Annotated in this window: 18 protein-coding genes, 2 tRNA genes and 2 rRNA genes; 9 read left to right on the forward strand and 13 right to left on the reverse strand. The window is 63.0% G+C overall.

Annotation, left to right across the window (positions count from 1 at the left end):
* Nucleotides 1-10 precede the first annotated feature (10 nt).
* Both ACQPZO_RS24140 and ACQPZO_RS24145 read right to left on the reverse strand, forming a co-directional pair.
* Nucleotides 11-3,118 (reverse strand): 23S ribosomal RNA (locus tag ACQPZO_RS24140).
* Nucleotides 3,119-3,497: 379 nt separating this feature from the next.
* A 16S ribosomal RNA gene (locus tag ACQPZO_RS24145) occupies nucleotides 3,498-5,014 on the reverse strand.
* Together the 16S and 23S rRNA genes form the textbook arrangement of a ribosomal RNA operon.
* 642 nt (nucleotides 5,015-5,656) lie before the next feature.
* Between ACQPZO_RS24145 and ACQPZO_RS24150 the strand changes: the two genes are divergently transcribed.
* A complete protein-coding gene (locus ACQPZO_RS24150) occupies nucleotides 5,657-5,884 on the forward strand; it encodes a hypothetical protein (protein ID WP_387026197.1) in 228 nt (75 codons plus the stop codon).
* 80 nt (nucleotides 5,885-5,964) lie between these two features.
* On the opposite strand, the gene ACQPZO_RS24155 is transcribed toward ACQPZO_RS24150, so the two are convergent.
* The 6 genes from ACQPZO_RS24155 to ACQPZO_RS24180 all read right to left on the reverse strand — a co-directional run bounded on the left by ACQPZO_RS24155 (nucleotide 5,965) and on the right by ACQPZO_RS24180 (nucleotide 11,430).
* Nucleotides 5,965-6,762 (reverse strand): carbon-nitrogen hydrolase family protein, encoded by a 798-nt coding sequence (locus ACQPZO_RS24155; RefSeq protein ID WP_433344176.1) that lies wholly within the window; start codon nucleotides 6,760-6,762, stop codon nucleotides 5,965-5,967.
* Between the two features lie 97 nt (nucleotides 6,763-6,859).
* Complete coding sequence (clpX, locus tag ACQPZO_RS24160; protein WP_387026193.1) at nucleotides 6,860-8,164, reverse strand: ATP-dependent Clp protease ATP-binding subunit ClpX; 1,305 nt, start codon at nucleotides 8,162-8,164, stop codon at nucleotides 6,860-6,862.
* Between the two features lie 208 nt (nucleotides 8,165-8,372).
* Nucleotides 8,373-9,035: an ATP-dependent Clp protease proteolytic subunit gene (locus ACQPZO_RS24165; protein WP_350886248.1), complete on the reverse strand. Its 663-nt coding sequence runs from the start codon at nucleotides 9,033-9,035 to the stop codon at nucleotides 8,373-8,375.
* Nucleotides 9,036-9,049: 14 nt separating this feature from the next.
* On the reverse strand, nucleotides 9,050-9,691 hold the full coding sequence (locus ACQPZO_RS24170; protein ID WP_161684732.1) for an ATP-dependent Clp protease proteolytic subunit: 642 nt from the start codon (nucleotides 9,689-9,691) through the stop codon (nucleotides 9,050-9,052).
* Nucleotides 9,692-9,861: 170 nt separating this feature from the next.
* On the reverse strand, nucleotides 9,862-11,214 hold the full coding sequence (gene tig / locus ACQPZO_RS24175; protein ID WP_433344179.1) for a trigger factor: 1,353 nt from the start codon (nucleotides 11,212-11,214) through the stop codon (nucleotides 9,862-9,864).
* A gap of 142 nt (nucleotides 11,215-11,356) precedes the next feature.
* Nucleotides 11,357-11,430 (reverse strand) — tRNA-Pro (locus ACQPZO_RS24180).
* 437 nt (nucleotides 11,431-11,867) lie between these two features.
* Here ACQPZO_RS24180 and ACQPZO_RS24185 point away from each other — a divergent pair.
* A tRNA-Gly gene (locus ACQPZO_RS24185) sits at nucleotides 11,868-11,941 on the forward strand.
* 103 nt (nucleotides 11,942-12,044) lie between these two features.
* Here the strand turns inward: ACQPZO_RS24185 and ACQPZO_RS24190 are convergent.
* Entirely contained in the window at nucleotides 12,045-13,304 is a 1,260-nt protein-coding gene (locus ACQPZO_RS24190) for a tyrosine-type recombinase/integrase (RefSeq protein ID WP_433344181.1), read from the reverse strand.
* A gap of 344 nt (nucleotides 13,305-13,648) precedes the next feature.
* Between ACQPZO_RS24190 and ACQPZO_RS24195 the strand changes: the two genes are divergently transcribed.
* From ACQPZO_RS24195 to ACQPZO_RS24215, 5 genes are all read left to right on the forward strand, one after another.
* Entirely contained in the window at nucleotides 13,649-13,873 is a 225-nt protein-coding gene (locus ACQPZO_RS24195) for a helix-turn-helix domain-containing protein (protein ID WP_433344183.1), read from the forward strand.
* A gap of 153 nt (nucleotides 13,874-14,026) precedes the next feature.
* Nucleotides 14,027-14,197, forward strand: coding sequence for a helix-turn-helix transcriptional regulator (locus ACQPZO_RS24200; protein WP_433344185.1), 171 nt, complete (start codon nucleotides 14,027-14,029; stop codon nucleotides 14,195-14,197).
* Nucleotides 14,198-14,202: 5 nt separating this feature from the next.
* Nucleotides 14,203-14,487, forward strand: coding sequence for a hypothetical protein (locus tag ACQPZO_RS24205; protein WP_433344186.1), 285 nt, complete (start codon nucleotides 14,203-14,205; stop codon nucleotides 14,485-14,487).
* Nucleotides 14,488-14,804: 317 nt separating this feature from the next.
* Nucleotides 14,805-15,803, forward strand: coding sequence for a bifunctional DNA primase/polymerase (locus ACQPZO_RS24210; protein WP_433344188.1), 999 nt, complete (start codon nucleotides 14,805-14,807; stop codon nucleotides 15,801-15,803).
* Nucleotides 15,800-17,005 carry an AAA family ATPase gene (locus ACQPZO_RS24215; protein WP_433344189.1) on the forward strand — a complete coding sequence of 402 codons (1,206 nt, stop codon included), beginning with the start codon at nucleotides 15,800-15,802 and terminating at the stop codon, nucleotides 17,003-17,005. Before ACQPZO_RS24210 ends, ACQPZO_RS24215 begins: the two co-directional genes overlap by 4 nt.
* A 2,157-nt stretch (nucleotides 17,006-19,162) precedes the next feature.
* On the opposite strand, the gene ACQPZO_RS24220 is transcribed toward ACQPZO_RS24215, so the two are convergent.
* From ACQPZO_RS24220 to ACQPZO_RS24235, 4 genes are read right to left on the reverse strand one after another with little or no spacing between them, the layout of a single operon-like run.
* Nucleotides 19,163-19,483: a hypothetical protein gene (locus tag ACQPZO_RS24220; protein ID WP_433344191.1), complete on the reverse strand. Its 321-nt coding sequence runs from the start codon at nucleotides 19,481-19,483 to the stop codon at nucleotides 19,163-19,165.
* 32 nt (nucleotides 19,484-19,515) lie between these two features.
* Nucleotides 19,516-19,794, reverse strand: a complete 279-nt coding sequence (locus ACQPZO_RS24225; protein ID WP_433344193.1) for a hypothetical protein — start codon at nucleotides 19,792-19,794, stop codon at nucleotides 19,516-19,518.
* Complete coding sequence (locus tag ACQPZO_RS24230; RefSeq protein ID WP_433344194.1) at nucleotides 19,791-20,102, reverse strand: hypothetical protein; 312 nt, start codon at nucleotides 20,100-20,102, stop codon at nucleotides 19,791-19,793. Before ACQPZO_RS24230 ends, ACQPZO_RS24225 begins: the two co-directional genes overlap by 4 nt.
* Nucleotides 20,095-20,730: a DivIVA domain-containing protein gene (locus tag ACQPZO_RS24235; protein ID WP_433344195.1), complete on the reverse strand. Its 636-nt coding sequence runs from the start codon at nucleotides 20,728-20,730 to the stop codon at nucleotides 20,095-20,097. The genes ACQPZO_RS24230 and ACQPZO_RS24235 overlap by 8 nt, the downstream gene beginning before the upstream one ends.
* 84 nt (nucleotides 20,731-20,814) lie before the next feature.
* Here ACQPZO_RS24235 and ACQPZO_RS24240 point away from each other — a divergent pair, with 84 nt between their 5' ends.
* Entirely contained in the window at nucleotides 20,815-21,036 is a 222-nt protein-coding gene (locus tag ACQPZO_RS24240) for a winged helix-turn-helix domain-containing protein (protein WP_433344197.1), read from the forward strand.
* A gap of 117 nt (nucleotides 21,037-21,153) precedes the next feature.
* Nucleotides 21,154-21,792 carry a hypothetical protein gene (locus ACQPZO_RS24245; protein ID WP_433344198.1) on the forward strand — a complete coding sequence of 213 codons (639 nt, stop codon included), beginning with the start codon at nucleotides 21,154-21,156 and terminating at the stop codon, nucleotides 21,790-21,792.

Here is a 21,792-nt window from a genome sequence, read left to right on the forward strand (position 1 = left end):
TAGCAGCTTAGTAGTCAAGTCCTCGGCCTATTAGTACCGGTCAACTCAACCCGTTACCGAGCTTACATTTCCGGCCTATCAACCCAGTAGTCTAGCTGGGGGCCTTACCCCACCAAGGTGGGTGGGATACCTCATCTTGAAGCAGGCTTCCCGCTTAGATGCTTTCAGCGGTTATCCCTTCCGAACGTAGCTAACCAGCCGTGCCCCTGGCGGGACAACTGGCACACCAGAGGTTCGTCCGTCCCGGTCCTCTCGTACTAGGGACAGCCCTTCTCAAGTATCCTACGCGCACGGCGGATAGGGACCGAACTGTCTCACGACGTTCTAAACCCAGCTCGCGTGCCGCTTTAATGGGCGAACAGCCCAACCCTTGGGACCTGCTACAGCCCCAGGATGCGACGAGCCGACATCGAGGTGCCAAACCATCCCGTCGATATGGACTCTTGGGGAAGATCAGCCTGTTATCCCCGGGGTACCTTTTATCCGTTGAGCGACACCGCTTCCACTCGCAAGTGCCGGATCACTAGTCCCGACTTTCGTCCCTGCTCGACCTGTCAGTCTCACAGTCAAGCTCCCTTGTGTACTTGCACTCAACACCTGATTGCCAACCAGGCTGAGGGAACCTTTGGGCGCCTCCGTTACCTTTTAGGAGGCAACCGCCCCAGTTAAACTACCCACCAGACACTGTCCCTGAACCGGATAACGGCCCGAAGTTAGAAACCCAAATCAACCAGAGTGGTATTTCAAGATTGCCTCCACCCATACTGGCGTATGGACTTCACCGGCTCCCACCTATCCTACACAAGCTAATTCGGATACCAATGTCAAGCTATAGTAAAGGTCCCGGGGTCTTTCCGTCCTGCCGCGCGTAACGAGCATCTTTACTCGTAATGCAATTTCGCCGGGCCTGTGGTTGAGACAGTGGGGAAGTCGTTACGCCATTCGTGCAGGTCGGAACTTACCCGACAAGGAATTTCGCTACCTTAGGATGGTTATAGTTACCACCGCCGTTTACTGGCGCTTAAGTTCTCCGCCTCGCCCCGAAGAGCTAACAGGTCCCCTTAACGTTCCAGCACCGGGCAGGCGTCAGTCCATATACATCGAATTACTTCTTCGCATGGACCTGTGTTTTTAGTAAACAGTCGCTTCCCCCTGCTCTCTGCGGCCATACAACGCTCCACCCGCAAGGGGCTTCACGTCTCCGGCCCCCCTTCTCCCTAAGTTACGGGGGCAATTTGCCGAGTTCCTTAACCACAGTTCGCCCGATCGCCTCGGTATTCTCTACCTGACCACCTGTGTCGGTTTGGGGTACGGGCCGCTAAGAACTCGCTAGAGGCTTTTCTCGGCAGCATAGGATCACTGACTTCACCTGAATCGGCTCGGCATCACGTCTCAGCCTTAATGTGTTGCGGATTTGCCTACAACACGGCCTACACGCTTACCCCGGCACAACCACCGGCCGGGCTCAGCTACCTTCCTGCGTCACCCCATCGCTTGACTACTACCCGCCAGGTTCCCACACTCCCCAACATCCATCCGAAGACATCAGCCAGTTCACGCGGTTAGCACAACAAGGTTCATCATGGGCGCTCTTTCGCGGGTACGGGAATATCAACCCGTTGTCCATCGACTACGCCTCTCGGCCTCGCCTTAGGTCCCGACTCACCCAGGGCGGATTAGCCTGGCCCTGGAACCCTTGGTCATCCGGCGGAAGGGTTTCTCACCCTTCTTTCGCTACTCATGCCTGCATTCTCACTCGTGCCGCGTCCACAACTGGGTCACCCCGCTGCTTCACCCCCGGCACGACGCTCCCCTACCCATCCACACACCTGCACAAGGAATCAAGTCCAAGCGAGGATAAAATGTGAATGCCACAGCTTCGGCGGTGTGCTTGAGCCCCGCTACATTGTCGGCGCGGAACCACTTGACCAGTGAGCTATTACGCACTCTTTAAAGGGTGGCTGCTTCTAAGCCAACCTCCTGGTTGTCTATGCGACCCCACATCCTTTTCCACTTAGCACACGCTTAGGGGCCTTAGCTGGTGATCTGGGCTGTTTCCCTCTCGACTACGAAGCTTATCCCCCGCAGTCTCACTGCCGCGCTCTCACTTACCGGCATTCGGAGTTTGGCTGATTTCGGTAAGCTTGTGGGCCCCCTAGATCATCCAGTGCTCTACCTCCGGCAAGAAACACGCGACGCTGCACCTAAATGCATTTCGGGGAGAACCAGCTATCACGGAGTTTGATTGGCCTTTCACCCCTAACCACAGGTCATCCCCCAACTTTTCAACGTTGGTGGGTTCGGCCCTCCACGCGGTCTTACCCGCGCTTCAGCCTGCCCATGGCTAGATCACTCCGCTTCGGGTCTAGGACACGCGACTGAATCGCCCTATTCAGACTCGCTTTCGCTACGGCTCCCCCACACGGGTTAACCTCGCCACATGCCACTAACTCGCAGGCTCATTCTTCAAAAGGCACGCCGTCACCCCGCAAGGCTCCGACGGATTGTAGGCGAACGGTTTCAGGTACTATTTCACTCCCCTCCCGGGGTACTTTTCACCATTCCCTCACGGTACTTGTCCGCTATCGGTCACCAGGAAGTATTTAGGCTTACCAGGTGGTCCTGGCAGATTCACGGCAGATTACAGGGGTCCGCCGCTACTCGGGAACACCCACAGAAGACCAGCCACTTTCACCTACCGGACTTTCACCGCCTACGGTCAGCCATTCCAGACTGTTCGGCTAGCAACTGGTTTTATAACTTCTCGAACAAGTGTCAGCTCATTCAGCAGAGTCCCACAACCCCAACCACGCAACCCCTGACAGGTATCACACGCAGCCGGTTTAGCCTAGATCCGCTTTCGCTCGCCACTACTCACGGAATCACTCTTGTTTTCTCTTCCTACGGGTACTGAGATGTTTCACTTCCCCGCGTTCCCTCCACACACCCTATGTATTCAGGTGCGGGTGACATCACATGACTGATGCCAGGTTTCCCCATTCGGACACCCTGGGATCACAGCTTGGTTGACAGCTCCCCCAGGCCTATCGCGGCCTCCCACGTCCTTCATCGGCTCCTGGTGCCAAGGCATCCACCGTTCGCCCTTGACAACTTGACCACAAAGATGCTCGCGTCCACTGTGCAATTCTCAACAAACGACCAACCCACAACCCCAACAGCGCAACACCAGACCCGACAACCGCCGGCGGTATGCCACACCAGGCCATGCCTGGACAACCAACCCCACCCCAAAAGGGCAAGGAATCGGCTCCGAAGAAAACAACCAATGGTTGTTCCTTCAGGACCCAACAGGGTGCTCTCCGCCCTCCCCCAGCCGCACCAGAATTAACCATTCCCACCACCAAAAGTGGCTGTACTAGGCAATCCCGGCCGTTGCCAGGGCAAAACTCACCAGTGTCTCCGCCATCTGAGCACCCCGACCCGACATCCGCAGGCCGCGGGCTCCATACCGCCTTTCGGCGAATGGTGCTCCTTAGAAAGGAGGTGATCCAGCCGCACCTTCCGGTACGGCTACCTTGTTACGACTTCGTCCCAATCGCCAGCCCCACCTTCGACGGCTCCCTCCCACAAGGGGTTGGGCCACCGGCTTCGGGTGTTGCCGACTTTCGTGACGTGACGGGCGGTGTGTACAAGGCCCGGGAACGTATTCACCGCAGCGTTGCTGATCTGCGATTACTAGCGACTCCGACTTCACGGGGTCGAGTTGCAGACCCCGATCCGAACTGAGACCGGCTTTTTGGGATTCGCTCCACCTCACGGTATCGCAGCCCATTGTACCGGCCATTGTAGCATGCGTGAAGCCCTGGACATAAGGGGCATGATGACTTGACGTCATCCCCACCTTCCTCCGAGTTGACCCCGGCAGTCTTCGATGAGTCCCCGCCATAACGCGCTGGCAACATCGAACGAGGGTTGCGCTCGTTGCGGGACTTAACCCAACATCTCACGACACGAGCTGACGACAGCCATGCACCACCTGTGACCGCCCCCGAAGGACCTCACATCTCTGCGAGTTTTGCGGCCATGTCAAACCCAGGTAAGGTTCTTCGCGTTGCATCGAATTAATCCGCATGCTCCGCCGCTTGTGCGGGCCCCCGTCAATTCCTTTGAGTTTTAGCCTTGCGGCCGTACTCCCCAGGCGGGGCGCTTAATGCGTTAGCTGCGGCACAGGAAACCGGAGAGGTCCCCCACACCTAGCGCCCAACGTTTACAGCGTGGACTACCAGGGTATCTAATCCTGTTCGCTCCCCACGCTTTCGCTCCTCAGCGTCAGTATCGGCCCAGAGACCTGCCTTCGCCATCGGTGTTCCTCCTGATATCTGCGCATTTCACCGCTACACCAGGAATTCCAGTCTCCCCTACCGAACTCTAGCCTGCCCGTATCGACTGCAGGCCCGCAGTTGAGCTGCGGGTTTTCACAGTCGACGCGACAAGCCGCCTACGAGCTCTTTACGCCCAATAAATCCGGACAACGCTCGCACCCTACGTCTTACCGCGGCTGCTGGCACGTAGTTGGCCGGTGCTTCTTCTGCAGGTACCGTCACTCTCGCTTCGTCCCTGCTGAAAGAGGTTTACAACCCGAAGGCCGTCATCCCTCACGCGGCGTCGCTGCATCAGGCTTCCGCCCATTGTGCAATATTCCCCACTGCTGCCTCCCGTAGGAGTCTGGGCCGTGTCTCAGTCCCAGTGTGGCCGGTCGCCCTCTCAGGCCGGCTACCCGTCGTCGCCTTGGTAGGCCATTACCCCACCAACAAGCTGATAGGCCGCGAGCCCATCCCAGGCCGAAAAACTTTACACCACCAGCCATGCGGCCAGCAGTCATATTCGGTATTAGCCCCCGTTTCCGAGGGTTATCCCAAAGCCTAGGGCAGGTTGCTCACGTGTTACTCACCCGTTCGCCGCTCGAGTACCCCGAAGGGCCTTTCCGCTCGACTTGCATGTGTTAAGCACGCCGCCAGCGTTCGTCCTGAGCCAGGATCAAACTCTCCAACAAAAACTTGTTGAAAAACTGTCCCGGCAACAAAAGTGTTGCCAAAGGAATCCAAACCAGCCGAAGCCCTAAAGCCCCAACCAGCCCGGGTATAAATCATAATTGGCACTGGCTTATCAAGCACCCTGTTGAGTTCTCAAAGAACAACCACACACCATCCGGCGAATCCTACTCAGTAGGACCCCCATCCGGGGCAACCTCTCTAACTTACCCGATCGACTCTTCGCGGTCAACCTCGTTTCCGAGGTTTTCTTTGCCGATTCGATCGAAACCACGTTGACGCACGCCATGACTGGCGGTCGCTGCTGTCGTGGGAAGCCGCAGACCGGCCGATCGCCGCTTCGCGGCCACCCGCCCGGCTCCTGCCGGCTTCAGCACTCTACCCGGCCGGCTCCGCGATCGCAACTCCGTTTCACCGGCGTTGCTCGCACCACCCAGTTTTCCAGCCTCGCTCGGCGTGTCCGCCACGAGCCTGGTGCCCGCTCTCGGCCGGTTTGTCCGGCCTCCCGCTTGCAGAGAGAAAGTTACGCGTACGGCCAACAGAAGGCAAATCAGCCTCCGTCAATGCCGTCGCCGGCTCGCGCCCCGGGGACCGTCCGCATGGCTCACCCGCACACCATGCGCCGGCGTGCCAGAGTGTCTGGCATGGATGACGCTCCCGCCCTACCGGCGGCCACACTCGCCGAGGAAGCTCTGCTCGGCCTGCTGATGCCCTTCTGGCAGCTGGTCATCGGCGCCGTCGTACTGGTCGTCATCCTGGTGTCGGTCGGCCGGCTGGCCCGTCGAGGAAGGTCCCGGATGACCACCGCCCTTTTGGTCACCGCCGGCGCCATCGCCGGCCTCACCGTGATCGGCGTCCTGCTCCAGGGTTGACGACCGGCCACACGCGACGCCCTACGGGCTCGCCCTGGGCACCGGCCGCAGGTTCCCGAACAGCCTCCCGGTAGCGGCGCTCAGAGGCGGCGGTTCGCCAGGCTCGGCAGTTCGGCGCGGATCACCCGGAGCCGCTCCAGGTCGAGGTCGACGACAGTCAGGCCGGGGCCGTCCGGCACCTGGCCGAGGACCGTCCCCCACGGGTCGACCACCATGCTGCGGCCGAAACAGGTACGCCCCGGCTCGTGGTCGCCGGTCTGACCGGCCGCCGCCACGAAGCACTGGTTCTCGATGGCGCGGGCCCGCAGCAGGACCTCCCAGTGATCCCGCCCGGTGTGCAGCATGAACGCCGCCGGCAGCACCAGCAGTTGCGCGTCCCCGTCCGTGACCAGCTGCCGGTAGAGCTCGGGGAACCGCAGGTCGTAGCAGATCGACAGGCCGACCCGGACGCCCTCGACGTCGACCACCACGGGCTTCTCCCCTGGTGCGACCGTCGCCGACTCCAGGTAGGACACCCGCCCCGGGATCTCCACGTCGTACAGGTGGATCTTGCGGTAGCTGGTGACCAGCGTGCCGGACCGGTCGAAGACCAGCGACGTGTTGAAGGTGTGTTCCGGATCCGGACCGACCTCGTGGAAGGATCCCGCGACCAGCCAGATGCCGAGCCGGCGGGCCACGTCGGCGAAGAACCGGCCCACCGTGCCGTCGACGGACTCCGGCGCGGGCAGTCCGGCTGCGGGGCCCAGGTAGTCGACGTACTCCGGGAGGACGGCCAGGTCCGCTCCGGCCGCCGCGGCGCGGGACAGCAGGGCCTCCGCGGCCGCGAGGTTGGCCGCCCGGTCATCGCGGGCGTTGAGCTGGCAGACGGCGACGCGCATGGCCCTCAGCGTACGGCCGGAGAAACGCCCGCGACAGCCTCGGACTTCTCCGGGGCCGCCGCGGGAACACCGCTCCCCCGATCCGGGGGAGAACGGGTCAGGCGGACTTCTCCTCGCGGTCCCCACGGTCGCGACGGGCCCGGCGGCCGGTGAACTCCCGTGGCACGATCGTCGGGTTGACGTTCTCCAGGACCACCTCGCGGGTGATCAGCACCCGGGCGGCGTCGGGGTTGCTCGGCACCTCGTACATCGCGGAGAGCAGAACCTCCTCGATGATGGCACGCAGGCCACGGGCCCCGGTGCCGCGCAGCATCGCCTGGTCGGCGATCGCCTCCAGGGCCGGCTCGTCGAACTCCAGCTCGACGCCGTCCAGCTCGAAGAGGCGTTGGTACTGCTTGACCAGGGCGTTGCGCGGCTCGGTGAGGATCCGCACGAGGGCCGTCCGGTCGAGGCTGCGGACGTTGGTGATCACCGGAAGCCGGCCGACGAACTCGGGGATCAGCCCGAACTTCAGCATGTCCTCCGGCATCACCTGGCTGAAGACGTCGTCGGACGAACGGTCGGAGATCGACCGGAGCCGGGAGCCGAAGCCGGTGCCGCCGTGGCCGGTGCGAGCCTCGATGATCTGGTCGAGACCGGCGAAGGCACCACCGCAGATGAACAGCACGTTGGTGGTGTCGATCTGGATGAACTCCTGGTGCGGGTGCTTCCGGCCGCCCTGTGGCGGCACGTTGGACACCGTGCCCTCCAGCATCTTGAGCAGGGCCTGCTGGACGCCCTCGCCGGACACGTCCCGGGTGATCGACGGGTTCTCCGACTTGCGGGCGATCTTGTCGACCTCGTCGATGTAGATGATGCCGGTCTCGGCGCGCTTGATGTCGTAGTCCGCGGCCTGGATCAGCTTGAGGAGGATGTTCTCCACGTCCTCACCGACATAGCCGGCCTCGGTCAGCGCGGTGGCGTCGGCGATGGCGAAGGGGACGTTCAGCATCCGTGCGAGGGTCTGCGCCAGGTGCGTCTTGCCACAGCCGGTCGGCCCGAGCAGCAGGATGTTCGACTTGGCCAGCTCGACGGCGTCGCCACCGGAGCCCGGCGCGCCGGCCGCCTCGGCCTGGATCCGCTTGTAGTGGTTGTAGACCGCGACCGCTAGCGCCTTCTTGGCCTGATCCTGGCCGACCACGTAGTTGTCGAGGAACTGGCAGATCTCCATCGGCTTGGGAAGCTCTTCCCACTTCACCTCGCCGGACTCGGCCAACTCCTCCTCGATGATCTCGTTGCAGAGATCGATGCACTCGTCGCAGATGTAGACCCCTGGGCCCGCGATGAGCTTCTTGACCTGCTTCTGCGACTTGCCGCAGAAGGAGCATTTCAGTAGGTCGCCGCCGTCACCGATCCGTGCCACCTACGTTCTCCCTGCACTCATCGGCCGTGCACCGGCCATGACTTGCGGACGCTGCGCTCCGTCCGGCTCTGCTCGCTCGCCGGACCGTCCCGACGCAGCGGTACGAACCCGACGTTACCCGCTGGCGGGGGTTTCTCCGACCCCCAATTCGGGCGTGTCAGAGGCCGACCGGGAACCCGCCCGGCCGGCCTCTGATTCGATGCTCGCCTCAGCCGGCCGCGTTGGCGGCCAGCAGGCCCTTCTTGCGGCTGCTGAGGATCGTGTCGACCAGCCCGTACTCGCGGGACTCCTCGGCCGTCATGATCTTGTCACGGTCGATGTCCTTGCGGACCAGGTCGACCGCCCGGTTGCAGTGCCGGGAGAGCATGTCCTCCAGCTGCGTCCGCATCCGCAGGATCTCCCGGGCCTGGATCTCGATGTCCGAGCCCTGCCCGTAGCCGCCTTCGGTAGCCGGCTGGTGGATGATGATCCGCGAGTTCGGCAGCGCCATCCGCTTGCCCGGCGTGCCGGCGGCCAGCAGCACGGCGGCCGCGCTGGCGGCCTGGCCGAGGCAGACCGTCTGGATGTCCGGCCGGACGTACTGCATGGTGTCGTAGATCGCCGTCATGGCGGTGAACGAGCCGCCGGGCGAGTTGATGTACATGATGATGTCGCGGTCCGGGTCGGTGCCCTCGAGCGTCAGCAGCTGCGCCATCACGTCGTTGGCGGACGCGTCGTCCACCTGGACACCGAGGAAGATGATCCGGTCCTCGAAGAGCTTGTTGTACGGGTTGGACTCCTTCACCCCGTACGACGTGCGCTCGACGAACGACGGCAGGACGTAGCGGTTGTGCACGGCCGCGAACTGGGGCGGCAGGCTCAGGTCGGTCATCGTCAGCTCCTCGCTCAGCTCAGGGTCCCGGCGCCTTCCGGAACCTGGGTGGCTCCGGTGATCACCTTGTCGATGAAGCCGTAATCCCTGGCCTCCTGGGCGGTGAACCAGCGGTCGCGGTCCGAGTCCGCCTCGATCTGCGCCTGGGTCTGGCCGGTGTGGTGCGCGACCCGCTCCTGGAACATCCGCTTCGTGTAGAGCATCTGCTCCGCCTGGATGGCGATGTCGGAGGCGGTGCCGCCCATGCCGCCGGACGGCTGGTGCATCATGATCCGCGCGTGGGGCAGGGCGTACCGCTTGCCCTTGGTGCCCGCGCAGAGCAGCAGCTGGCCCATCGAGGCCGCCATGCCCATCGCCACGGTCGACACGTCGTTGTCGATGAACTGCATGGTGTCGTAGATCGCCATGCCGGAGTAGACCGAGCCACCCGGCGAGTTGATCCAGAGGTTGATGTCGCGGTCCGGGTCCTCCGCGGCGAGCAGCAGCAGCTGCGCGCAGATGCGGTTGGCGACCTGGTCGGTCACCTCGCTGCCCAGGAAGATGATGCGCTCCTTGAGCAACCGGTTGTAGACCGAGTCGTCGAGGTTGCCAATGTTGTCGCCACCGCGGGCCTCGATCGCCCGGAGCGGCTTCGCTGGGATGTGCATGTCGGTCATGGCAGCCCTTCGCTCTCCGTACCGTCTTCCACGACACTAACCGCTCGCCCGGGTGGCACAGTCCCGGTCGGGGCGCTTTTCGCTCTCAGCGCAGCCCCTCGCAGACGTACCCGGAAAAGGGTTTCGGCCGCCGTCCACCGGTCCCGGTGGACGGCGGCCTCAGCCGACGATCAGTGCTCGTGGTCGTGGTCGTGGGTCTCGCCGCTCTCCGCGCGGATCGCGTCGAGGCTGACCTCGTTGCCCGCCGAATCCTTGATCTTGATGCGCTCCATCACCGAGGCGAGCGCCTTGCCCCGCCGCACGTCGCCGAAGACGGCGGCCGCCGCGCCGGAGCGGACGAGCTGGTCGTAGTACTGCTGCGGGGCCATCCCGGCGCGCTGGGCGCGGTGGACGATCTCGTGGCCGAACTCGTCGTCGGAGACCTGGACGTCCTCGGCGTCGGCCAGGATGTCCAGCAGCAGCTGGATCTTGACCCCGTCGGTCGCCGCCTCGTTCAGCTCGGCGTCGATCTGCTCCTCGGTCTTGTCCTCGGCGGCGAGGTACTCCTCCAGCGAGGCGCCGATCCGCTCCAGCTGGTCGACCATGGCCTGCTTGCGGCTCTCGACCTCCTCGCGGACCACGCCCTCCGGCGCCGGCACCTCGGCGGCCTCGACGAGCTGCTCGAGGGCCTTGTCCCGGGCGGCGTAGATCTGCTCGACGCGCTTGCCCTGGGTGACCTTCTCGCGCAGGTCGCCGCGCAGCTCCTCGATCGTGTCGAACTCGCTCGCCAGCTGCGCGAAGTCGTCGTCGAGCTCGGGCAGCTCCTTCTCCTTGACCGTACGCACGGTCACCGCCACCTCGGCGTCCCGGCCGGCGAAGTCGCCGCCGACGAGCTGGGTGGTGAAGGTGGTGCTCTCGCCGGCGGCGAGGCCGACGACCGCCTCGTCCAGCCCCGGCAGGAGCTGCTTGCTGCCGACCTCGTGGGAGATGTTGGTCGCCTGCCCGCCGGGGACGTCCTCGCCGTCGACCGTGGCGTTCAGGTCGATCTGGACGAAGTCGCCCTCGGCTGCGGCCCGCTCGACGGTCTTCAGCGTGGCGAACCGGTCGCGCAGGCTCTTCACCTGCTCGTCGATCTCGCTGTCGTCGATCTGGAGCTCGTCGACGGTGACCTCGATGCTGTCCAGGTCCGGCAGGGTGATTTCGGGCCGGACGTCGACCTCGGCGGTGAAGTTCAGCGAGTCACCGTCGTTGAACTCGGTGATCTCGACCTCGGGGCGGCCGAGAGTCTTCAGGTCGTGCTCGCGGACCGCGGCGAGGATGTTCTGCGGGATGGCCTCCTGCACCGCCTCGTTGAGGACGGTGCCCCGACCCACCCGCTGGTCGATCACGGCGGTTGGCACCTTGCCCCGGCGGAAGCCGGGCACCTGTACCTGCGAACCGATCTCCCGGTACGCCTTCTTGAGGCTCGGCTCGAGCTCGACGAACGGCACCTCGATGGCGAGCCGCACGCGCGTCGGGCTCAGAGTCTCGACGGTGCTCTTCACAGGCGTACTCCTTGACGGATCTCAGTTGAGTCTGGGCGTAATTCGGCCCATCGAGTGTAGGTGAGCCGGCGCGGCCCTCCGGCAGCGCCCGGGGACCGAGCGGAAACGGCGGCTCCCGGGACGCCCCGGCCGCGGACGACAGTCGGGGTGGCGGGATTTGAACCCACGGCCCCTCGCTCCCAAAGCGAGTGCGCTACCAAGCTGCGCCACACCCCGTGGCGACGAGAAGTGTATGCCTTGGCCGCCCGCCGGGAGTGCCGGGGCGTCACCCGACACCCCGGAACCACCCCGACGGGACACGGACCCCAATCGGCGCACGCCCCGCACCCGCCCAGCGGCGGCACCCCGACGGGCCGGCGGCAGTCCATTCGGCGTCCCGCGGGCCGCCCGTGGGCTGCGCCCAAGCCCGGCGCCGGCCGCGACGCCGCCAGGCGCTCGAGCCCGGACCCGCCCGCGCTCTGGCCCGACCTCGGCGTGGCCAACTGCAGGGAAAGTGTGGCCATGCGGCGGGCTGGGAGGCCACACATTCCACGAGACTGCGCGGATCTTGGTACGGGAGGGGCCGGCCGGGCGGGGGGGTGGGGAGATACGGATGCGCGGTCGGGCCCGGGCACCGGGTAAGCTGTCGGCGCGCCCCGTGCTGCGGGGCGCACGCGGGCGTAGCTCAATGGTAGAGCTTCAGTCTTCCAAACTGACGGTGCGGGTTCGATTCCCGTCGCCCGCTCCATCAATACATGCAGGTCAGCATCATGATCAGCGATCTACGCCATCACGCTTGATCTATCCTCGACGGCCAATTTGTCACAGGTGTGTCACACGAGGGTTGTTGATCATGCCGGACGGCGGTCCTGCGTGTCCCCCTGATCGCCGGTGAGAGCCACCCTCGGAGTAGCGGGTGCAACGCCTGTGAGGGCCTGCATCAACGTCGCCCCGGCACTGTGCAACGCCTCGTCCTGGGAATGCACGTAGGTCTTCATCGTGAAGGCCGCGCTGGCGTGGCCCAGCCAAGCGGAGATGACCGCCGTGGGCACTCCCCTCAAGTGCATCAAGGTTCCGCAGGTGTGCCGGGCGTCATGCAGGCGGATGACGGGTAGCCCAGCCTTCGCGGTCAACCACTGGAACCTGTCGCCGTACCACTCCGGGCGCGGTGGTTGACCCAGCTCGTTGACGACGACCAGACCCGACCTCTCGTACGCGGCGCCGGCTTCAAGACGCTCGGCTGCCTGTCGGGCCTTGAGCGCCTTCAGCGCAGCCCCGAGAGTCGCGTCCAGCGGCAGCGTCCGCCGACCGCGCTCGCTCTTGGGGTCTTCCTCGATCACCTCGCCGGCGACCGACACCCGTGCCTTATAAACGGTGATGGTCGGCGTCCCCTTGCTTGCGCCCAACTCCTCGGCACGCTCGCCGGTGACGTCGACCCAGTCCCAGCGGAGCCCAACAACCTCGCCTCGCCGCAGCCCGTACAGGCTCAGGCACCACGCCGCATACAGACGGTCCTCGGCCACGTAGGACAGGAAGGCCATCGCCTGCTCGGCGGTCCAGGTCTTCATCTCCCGTCTGCGGTGAGTCGGACGCTCGACCAGCCTCACTACGTTGCGGACGATCAGTCCCTGCTTCTCGGCACTGTCCAGGGCTCCGGACAGGACCGTGAGCATCACGCAGACGGATCGCGGCGACAGGTTCTGCTTCTTGACGTTGCCGACCCTGCGCCCACTGGACAGCATCCAGTCAACGAGGCCGTCCAGGTCGGCCTTGCTGAGCTTCTGTACCTCGACGGCCCCGAGCCGCTCGATCACAGGCTTGAGTGCATCGGTGTACGCCCTGAGCGCCCCCGCCCGAAGGTTGCGCTTACCGGCCAGCCAGGTGGGGAGGTACTCCCCCAGGGTCAGCGTCGAGGGCGCGACGTAGGTCCCCGTCGACCTGCCCGCGATGATCTTCGCCCGCTCGGCCTTGGCCTCCCTGAGCGTGTCGTACGTGTAGGTCCGCTGGTCACGTCTGCCGTCCGACCGCCTGCCGACATCGATGACGAACCTGTAGCGGGTCCGACCGTCCTTCAGGATGACTTTCTTGATCGGGTCTTGCTTGCGTGGCATGGAAACGCCCCTCAGATGGACGTACGAGCCCCAACGCGGGCCGGGGGTGGTCTCGTACTGGGTGCGGATAAAGATAATCAGTGTGAATGGAAGTCCCAGGCGACCAACTCGCTTAGTCGACGGCGCGTCCGTATATCACCGAATGCTTGCGTTACGAGACTCCGACTGCTTACGCTACTCACAGCAATACACTCATCACGCCTCACGGAAGGGTGGCTAACCCTGTGCATCAACTCGCTATAGGGAGGGTTCTGTCGGCTGGTTAAGCTGACCAAGACCCGCTATAGCGCCGTTCCATCGGGGAATGGTGGAACGGCACGCCCCAATACTATTCAATACCCGGCATGACCGAAACCAACGGGCCAACACCAAACCCGGACTACGCCACCCTTCTTTCTCGCCCGACCATGTCCGTAACCGAAGCAGGGTTGATACTCGGCATCAACCGAGGAGGGGCATACGAGGCAGCAAAGAGGGGTGATATTCCGACCATCCGCATCGGCGTCCGACTGATCGTTCCGACTGCAAAGCTCCGAGCGATGCTGGGACTCGACGAGCAAGCAGCGTAGAGCTTTCCATTCGCGCCCAAGAGGCGGCCTACACGAATGCCCCCGGCGCATGATTGCGCGTGGCCCCCAACCATTCATACGGTAACTCGGCCAATGACCGGGTAGGTCCTTTGCGCCTAATAACCAGGGGAAGCTGTGACTACTCAAAGACTGATGAACGCACGTGACCTAGCCGCATACCTCGGACTCAGAGTTCAGACCGTATACAACTGGAAGGTTCGGGGAATCGGCCCCGCGCGGACGATGGTTGGCAGGTCCGTGCGATTCAAGGAATCCGACGTCCAGCACTGGCTGGCTGGACAAAAGCGAAAGGACAAGAAGTGAGTCTGATGAGCAAGAACTTCAAGCTACTTCCCGCAACCGCTGGGCTAGTGGTGGAAGCGCCTTGGCATGGCAGCGGCAGCGATAAGCCATCCACTCGCACTGTCAATCTTCCCGTCGTTGCTTGGCAGTGCTGCTGGGCGGAAGACGGCTTGGAGCTTACGCCGGTTGTGATCGATGACCACAGGGCAGATGCGGTTACGTTGCCGAACTACGCCTGGCGCCATCAGGAAGTGGACCTCAACGAGTGTCGGGTCAGGTCTGTCACCGCTGTTGCAGCGGAGCGCTCCTGACCGTCAAGCCGAAGGGCCGGTTGAGCTGTCACCTCAACCGGCCCTGGGACTCAGCAATTGCCAAGTAGCGACCCCTTCGCAAGGTCAAGGAACGGTAGCGCATGACACATGCAAGCGTCAACGAAGCCCGCAACGACAGTGAACCAGCAGCTGAATCCGAGGAGATCGAAACGCAGACTCTCCTTTGGCAGACCGCCCTGGAACTAGAGCGCGTCTTGGCGCGCGTTCAACTACTCCTCGGACGATAAACAAATGCGGGGCCAGGTCTGACCACCTGGCCCCGCACATCAACAACAAAGTAGAAAGAACATACAACAATGAACACCGACGCGTCAAATGGCGATCGGCATAACCCTGATATTTGGGCAGCCTCGACTCTCGGCAAGCACCCGGAGGAGCTGAGGCTACCGCATGAGTACATCCAGCAAGGCGTACCAGTATTCGTTGCAGCCCCATCAAGGCACTCTGATCGAGAGTTCGACTATCCCCGGAAGTGGCCGGAAATCTCGGCCGACCTGTGCCGTCTCGACAGGTGGCGTCCCGGCCTTGGCTTGGCGGTCTGCGCAGTAACTGGTGTCCGGTTCGATGTGATCGATATCGACCCCCGGAACGGGGGTGACGAGTCCTTTGCCGGCCTTCGGAATGCTGGGCTAATTCCGCCTGTCTATGGTGAGGTTCAGACGCCGAGCGGCGGTGTGCATCTTTACGTTGCTCGATCAAACCTTGGAAATTGTAAGCCAGTCCCTGGAATCGAGGTGCAAGCTGGGGACAACAATGGAAGGGGGCGCGGGATGGTCTTCATTCCTCCAACCATCCGCGCCAGTAAGAGCGACAACACGAAGAAGCCTTACACCGCAAGCCGCAATATTGACTGGATTGGCCTTCAGGAAGGAAGTGAGCACCCCGACTTTCAACCTTGGCTGGAATTCCTGCAGAGGATAAAGCCAGTGAGACGCCCGGTCAATAGAGCCACCGGGATCATCAAGAAGGCCGACGAGCCGATAACCGGTTTAGAAGACTTGACGAACTGCAGCCTCACGGAGGAGGAACGCAAGCAACGATACTTCGAGGTGGTCGCAATCGCGCTGGTCAAGGAAATGCTCGAAGCTCGCGAGGGTAGCCGCAACAACACACTCAACGCGCTGGCCTTCCGCCTTGGCTCTGTGGCGGGGCTAGGGATGCCTGTGGAGCAGGTTGCCGCAGCGCTAGCCGCGGCTGCGCTGAAGACGGGCCTACCTGCAGTCGAGGTTGCCGGGACAACCGAAAGCGGCCTCAAGGCTGGATTGAAGCATCCGATGGTCTGGAACCACTCGTGACGATCGACGCTGCATCTCTCCTGGCCGAAGCGACAAAGGCTATCGAAGCTGAAGCCACACTCAGCTCCGCAGAGGAGAGGAGCGTTGCCGGCTGGACACCGGTCGACATCGCGAGCCTGCTGGCCGAAGGGCTAGAAGATCTAGAAACAACTGTCCTGGCCCGGACGGATGGCTTCAAGCTGTTTTATCCCGGCAAGCTCAACGGCGTCTTCGGCGAATCTGGCTCGATGAAGAGCTGGTTGGCGCTGCTCGCAGCGGTGCAGGAGATCCAAGGAGGACGTCGAGTTATCTATATCGACTACGAGGATAGCCCTAGAGCGATACTCAGGCGCCTGGCGTTGTTCGGCCTCACCCATGCACAACTGAAAAGGCACTTCGTTTATCTAGGGCCTGATGCGCCAATCACCGATGCTGCCAAGGCATCGCTTAAGAAATTGATCGAGGATACACCAAAGGAGGAGCCCTTCTCTCTGGTCGTCATCGACGCGGTAACCGAGATCATGGCTGCCCATGGGTGGAGGGTCAACGACGCCGAAGACGGAGCGAAATTTTACGACCAGATCGGGAAGTGGTTCGCTCGCCTCGGCCCTGCCGTAGTGACGATCGACCACGTATCAAAGTCGAAGGAAGAAGGTGGGAACAGCCCATTGGGCAACCAACACAAGAAGTCTGGCATCGACGGTGCGATGTACCGGATTGAACCGAAGGAGTGGGGCGGTAAGGGCAGGCACGGCAAGTCGAACATCGTGAATTATAAGGACCGGCAAGGAACAGTAGACGGCGACACTGCACGCCACAAGGTCATTGGGAGTTTCAACGTGAAGAGCGATCCGACCACCTTTGCGGTTGAAGCTTGGATCGATAAGCCGGGCGGAACGGTGATGGCAGACGAGCCGGCCACGGGGGGCACTAAGGACAAGACCAGTGTCTCCGAGAGCCTTGTGAAGGCGATGTTCAATCACGCCAAAAACTTGCAGATGAAACTTCCGAACGGCTTCAGCAAGACGATGCTGGTTAACAGTTCCAACGAAGAGGTTGTCCCGAAGCGAAAGGCCGTGACGGGCGGCAACTCGGCCAAGCACGCTGCAGTAGACATCCTGATTGCGGGCGGCTATCTGGCCTCCCAAGGGGGGAAGCTCAAGATAGCCAAGGAATACAAAACAAGTACAGATAGGTGGGCGTCTGAGAACGGCTTAGGCTAGCAATCGCAGCCCGGGGGGGGCATCGAAGCATCCCAATTGCCGTACTAGTACGCGCCCCGAACTAGTTCCGTACTACCATTTTCGCAGGTCAGAGGTAGTACGGAACTAGTTCAGAACTACCTCCCGTACTACTACGCCCCCCTTTAAGGGGGCGTAGTACGGGAACTACCGGGGGCGAGCCAATCGGGGGGACCTTAAGTACCCCCACTGGCCAGTGAAATGGCATGACGCCCGCCGAGTAAGGATGACAGGGAGGAGGAAATGAACGCGCAGGAACCCCCTCCTGGAGGGCACTGATTGCTGGGTCCGCTGCTAACACCAGCTCGGGCTGCTAGCTGGACACGCCGTCGTGGCTAAGATTGAGCCAGTCCCTCGGTGGGCAGACCTCGATACCCTGTTCGAGATGAACAGCAATAACACTGGCAAGTCGCACCTCGTCTACCTGCAGGAGCGGCAATCTGGAAACTCACACCATCGCCGCCGAGTCGTGCAAGCACTAGGCCCCGGCTGGCCGTTCGAGCACTACCCCACGCATCGTCCGGGCACGGGCACGACATCACCGGAACCCCCCACTGGCACGCCCCATCTACGCCCACGGCGAAGAGGAACCGTCGCCCGCCTATCCGGACGGGTGGCGATAAAGGGAACCATCCGTTGCCCTACGTCCTGACCTTGGAGCGACAAGGCCTACGGCCCGAAACCACGATTACCAGTCAGACGATGCCCAAGTTTCCCAAAATTTGATGTGTGCGAAACGGGCTCAGAGGCGTTTCCAGGGACGGGGGGCCGGGATTTTTTCACTCCCATCTGCCCAAAGTCCAACTCAGTGCCACGACCAGACGAGCCGGCCCAGTCGCCCTGAGCTGCATAGTCGGCAACTCCTGGGAGAACGGTGAATTCAACCCGCCTGGCGCTGTCAGTGTGTGTGCCGCTTGGCCTCACCACCGACATCACCAACCCCGCAGCATCTCGCCGATACCCACAAGTGCGCTGGGCATCCAACATTCGGTCCGTCAAGAAGAGCACTTCCGAAGATTGATGTTGTATATCTAGGGCAGAGAAGCGTGCCCCCCGTTTGCCGCAAGCCGCCGGCACCATAGGCACCTGCACGCCCGGCACCTCGAAGTCGTGGCTGTCTGGCCCGGTCGTCATGTCCGGAAGGCAGAGAGCGTCGGTCACCGGCGTCCCCTCCCAAGGAAACTCGGTGCCAGGACCTCGCCGAGCCCACGTTGCTCCGCCTCCAGCCGCATGCAGCCGCGCCAACACCACGAGCGCCTCTCGCCCCTCCGCCCAAACCACTCCGCTGATCCCGTCCGCCTCGGCGGCGACCAACTGAACGTGACTCCATCGACGAGGCAACTGCGCCTCCAAGGGGTGTCGCGCAGCCGGCGCGGCCAAGGGGCGGCCTAGCGCGCGAGGCTGTGACCTTCATCTCGCAAGCTCTGTCCTCACTCGCGTTACCTATTTCTCCGTCGCGTCGCACAAACGCGTCAGTCGCGTCGCACAAGCGCGTCAGTCGCGTCGCACAAGCGCGTCAGTCGAGTCAGCTTCTGCCGAAATTCAGGGGGGCAAATCGTCAAAGAGCAGGGCATAACTGCTGCGATATGCAACTTGCATCCAGCAAAGACGACGGACATCTTGTCCGTCTGGTTCACCTAAAACGTGGCAAAAGGGGCGCGAATAGTCGCACTGAGAAGCCTCAAATCGGATCAACGAGACGTGTTTCCTTCGGACCGCCTGGGTCGTTTGTGAGGGTGCGGGCAACCGCGCGCATGGGAAGGGGCGGCACCGATGGCTTCGCGGGCCCGGGGTGCCGCCCCCAACCTGCACTGACACCTATGTAGGAGCGCAGGTTCAATGAGGGTAACGAGGGTTATGGCTAAGAGGCTTCGGTCAAATCGGCGCAAGGACGAACGTAAGAGCAGTTCGCGCGCGGGATCGCTTGCCATGTGGGCTGCTCTGATGAGCACCCTCGCCGCTTGTCTGGCCTCAACAACAGACGCCGCGATCGAGGTCTTGCGCTTCGTCGCCGGCTGAAGCAGCCCGTGTGGTGGAGGGCGACCGGCCGGTTGCCCTCCACCACAGTATTTGGATTCGCCTTCACACTGACGCGCTCGTCGCGCCCGACATGCTCGCAGCGGTGGTCAGCGTCGGCGATCAGTCTCTGCGCCCTTCGTCCTCAGCGGCGGGCAGAGCACCATAGACCGTCAGGGCTGCCGTCGATCGACGTACCACTGGCGTCATGTTCCGTCTCCGTTGGTCGTTGACCGTGGCCGCCTGCTGGGCTGGACGCTTCTGCAAGGTGACCAGACCCGCCGGCTGAACGAAGATCTCGCGGTTGGCGACTGCGTGTCCCTTGTCGTCCAACTGGTAGCCCCGGAGCCAGACCCAGCCGTCGTAGGTGATGAACTCGGTCAGAACCTTGATCACCCTGAAGGTCATGGGCTTCACGAACTGGACCGATGCTTTGCTGGTCACCAGGATGACGTCCCCCGGGGAAGGGACCTGGCTCACGGCGACGTGAAGCCAGCTTGCGGCGTCCTTGGGGCGCAGGCATCCCGGTAGGTGGCGTACAGCTTCTCTGCCGACTGGCAGACCTCTTCGAGGCTGGCCGGGGACTTGATGAAGACCTTGAGGTCGGGAGTCTCGATCCGAACTTCAGTGGGCTGCTCTACCGAGAAAGAGACCGTACTGCTCTGGGCGACTGGCTCACTGGTCAGAACAGGGGGCGCTGCATCAACGGTCAGTATCCGCTCGGGCATCAGGCCGTAGTCCTGGGTATTCCTCATCTCCCTGCCTCCTGGTTGGCGCTCGTGCCGCCGTCGTCGACGGGCTTGATGTCCTGAACCACCCACATCTCCAGCGGCCTGCTGCACCACCCGACGAAGCGCTCGGTGATCTCAGCAGTGCTCATGCCCTCGATCTCCTGGTGGGCGTCCCGCAGGTACTCGCTCATGTAGTGCAGGAGCGTCCGGACGTTGCACTGACACAGTTCCTTGAGCTGGCGCTTGCGGGTCAGACACGGCCAGGGCTCGCCGCAGACGAGGCAGTCCCAGTCCGGCCTCGACGGGCCGTGGATCGCCGGATAGTCAGTCATCGCCGGAACTGCCTCCCTGCAACTGGTGGCCGCCCTCCTGGCGGCCTGAGTACGGCGGCCACATGGGCGAACGCCTGTACTCGCCGCGGCGCCGGGGTGCCCACTGCTCGCGTGGACGCCAGCACTCCGCTTGTAGCACCATCAAGGCGTCCCGGTAGTGGCAAGCCTCATCCCGAGCCGCGACGATCTCTCGATAGAGCGCGTCCAGGTCGGTCTCGACGCGATGGAGGAAGCTAGCGACTGCGTCCGGGGCAAGCCCTCGCCGGCCGAACCGAGTCATCGGGAAGCGCTGCCAGCGGACCTCGACTGGCGTCAGCAGGTGCTGCCTGGACCGATGAACCCCACCCCCCTCGGTGGTGCGGCTGTCGCTACCACCGAACCCCATAGAGAGGCCGTCACCGACCGGTTCGGCGGGCGTGTCCATGCTCCGCTCCATGTGCCTCCGTCCTGCGCTGTCGACAGCGATGCGCGGCCCGGCCGTCGGAACGGCCCGACTTGGCGTGACTGGTTGGCTGATCGGTCCGGTGCCTGCCGCAACTCGGCACGGGGGAACAAGTGAGCAGGCACCGGACTTGTGCCCCTCCTGGTGCGACCCGAGGACGAACACGACTCGGAGCTTAACGGACATAGTACGATAGGTATACACGACACGACATAGTTGATAGGGATATCTGGAAGTGATCTACTCGGGGATGCGACCCGAGGAGTACAGATGATCCCGAAGTACGAGCGAGTGGCAGAGTCCATCCGCGAACAGATCCGCAGCGGCAAGTTCGCCGTAGGCGACAAGTTGCCGTCGACGACCGAACTCAAGGCCGAACATGAGGTTTCTTACGCTTCTGTTCGCAGCGCCATGTTGATCCTTCGAACCGAAGGCCTCGTAGAGGGCCGCCAAGGCGAGGGCGTCTACGTCAAGGCCAAGCCGGCGGGCTGACTCTGCCCTGGATGCTGAACGTGAGGATCATGAACGCGCTCGGTGGCAGACGAGAGTACGGCGCGCATCCGCGTTATCTCGCTACCCCCGGCGAAGCTGTGCAGTCAAACTGACAGGATGACTGAAGAGGTGGCGACCACCCCCGAGCCTTGGTCGCCAGCGCATCACCCGGAGGCCATCGCCGTCTCCGAAGCTCAGTGGTGGGTCTGGACCCTCCGACTCTGCGCGCGCCGCCTCGACGAGCGGGAGCTTGGCATGTGGCTGCCAGACCCCCAGCAGATCGACGCCCGCCAGTTCGCGGTCGCCCTGCGGCAGGTTGAGTACGCCGCCAAAATGATGCTGGCAGGCACGCTGCTCGACTGCTGCCCAGCCGCTCGGGCGGACCTAAAGGCCGCCCGGCAGCGATTCCTGGACAAGGTCCCCGGAGCAATCGCAGCCCGCGACATCTTGATCCACTTCGATGACTACGCAGTTGGTGAAGGCGTCCGTCAGCGTAAACAGAAACGGCAGGAAGGTGCGGCAGCCGCAGCGCGCGACCACTGGGGAGGCGGGTACGACCCTGCCACCGGCGAGTTCACGCTCGGGCCGAACCGGATCAACATCAAGCTGGCGCTGGAGGAAGCCGAGGTTCTCTTTGACGCGATCTACAGCGCAGCCAAGGCCTTCGACGGTTACCAAGCCGCCCAGCAAGGATCGAGCGTTCAAGGGCCGAAAGTTCAGGGCAGGTCGGGTGACCATGGGAGCCGGAAGCCCTGA

Source organism: Micromonospora sp. CA-111912 (assembly GCF_050948415.1).
Lineage (GTDB): Bacteria > Actinomycetota > Actinomycetes > Mycobacteriales > Micromonosporaceae > Micromonospora.

What these genes read in the sequence shown, in the direction of transcription:
- ACQPZO_RS24150 (WP_387026197.1), top strand. Translation starts at nt 5,657, where the DNA reads ATGGATGACGCTCCCGCCCTACCGGCGGCCACACTCGCCGAGGAAGCT.
- ACQPZO_RS24155 (WP_433344176.1), bottom strand. Translation starts at nt 6,762, where the DNA reads ATGCGCGTCGCCGTCTGCCAGCTCAACGCCCGCGATGACCGGGCGGCC.
- ACQPZO_RS24165 (WP_350886248.1), bottom strand. Translation starts at nt 9,035, where the DNA reads ATGACCGACCTGAGCCTGCCGCCCCAGTTCGCGGCCGTGCACAACCGC.
- ACQPZO_RS24170 (WP_161684732.1), bottom strand. Translation starts at nt 9,691, where the DNA reads ATGACCGACATGCACATCCCAGCGAAGCCGCTCCGGGCGATCGAGGCC.
- ACQPZO_RS24190 (WP_433344181.1), bottom strand. Translation starts at nt 13,304, where the DNA reads ATGCCACGCAAGCAAGACCCGATCAAGAAAGTCATCCTGAAGGACGGT.
- ACQPZO_RS24195 (WP_433344183.1), top strand. Translation starts at nt 13,649, where the DNA reads ATGACCGAAACCAACGGGCCAACACCAAACCCGGACTACGCCACCCTT.
- ACQPZO_RS24200 (WP_433344185.1), top strand. Translation starts at nt 14,027, where the DNA reads ATGAACGCACGTGACCTAGCCGCATACCTCGGACTCAGAGTTCAGACC.
- ACQPZO_RS24205 (WP_433344186.1), top strand. Translation starts at nt 14,203, where the DNA reads ATGAGCAAGAACTTCAAGCTACTTCCCGCAACCGCTGGGCTAGTGGTG.
- ACQPZO_RS24210 (WP_433344188.1), top strand. Translation starts at nt 14,805, where the DNA reads ATGAACACCGACGCGTCAAATGGCGATCGGCATAACCCTGATATTTGG.
- ACQPZO_RS24225 (WP_433344193.1), bottom strand. Translation starts at nt 19,794, where the DNA reads ATGAGGAATACCCAGGACTACGGCCTGATGCCCGAGCGGATACTGACC.
- ACQPZO_RS24230 (WP_433344194.1), bottom strand. Translation starts at nt 20,102, where the DNA reads ATGACTGACTATCCGGCGATCCACGGCCCGTCGAGGCCGGACTGGGAC.
- ACQPZO_RS24235 (WP_433344195.1), bottom strand. Translation starts at nt 20,730, where the DNA reads ATGTCCGTTAAGCTCCGAGTCGTGTTCGTCCTCGGGTCGCACCAGGAG.
- ACQPZO_RS24240 (WP_433344197.1), top strand. Translation starts at nt 20,815, where the DNA reads ATGATCCCGAAGTACGAGCGAGTGGCAGAGTCCATCCGCGAACAGATC.
- ACQPZO_RS24245 (WP_433344198.1), top strand. Translation starts at nt 21,154, where the DNA reads ATGACTGAAGAGGTGGCGACCACCCCCGAGCCTTGGTCGCCAGCGCAT.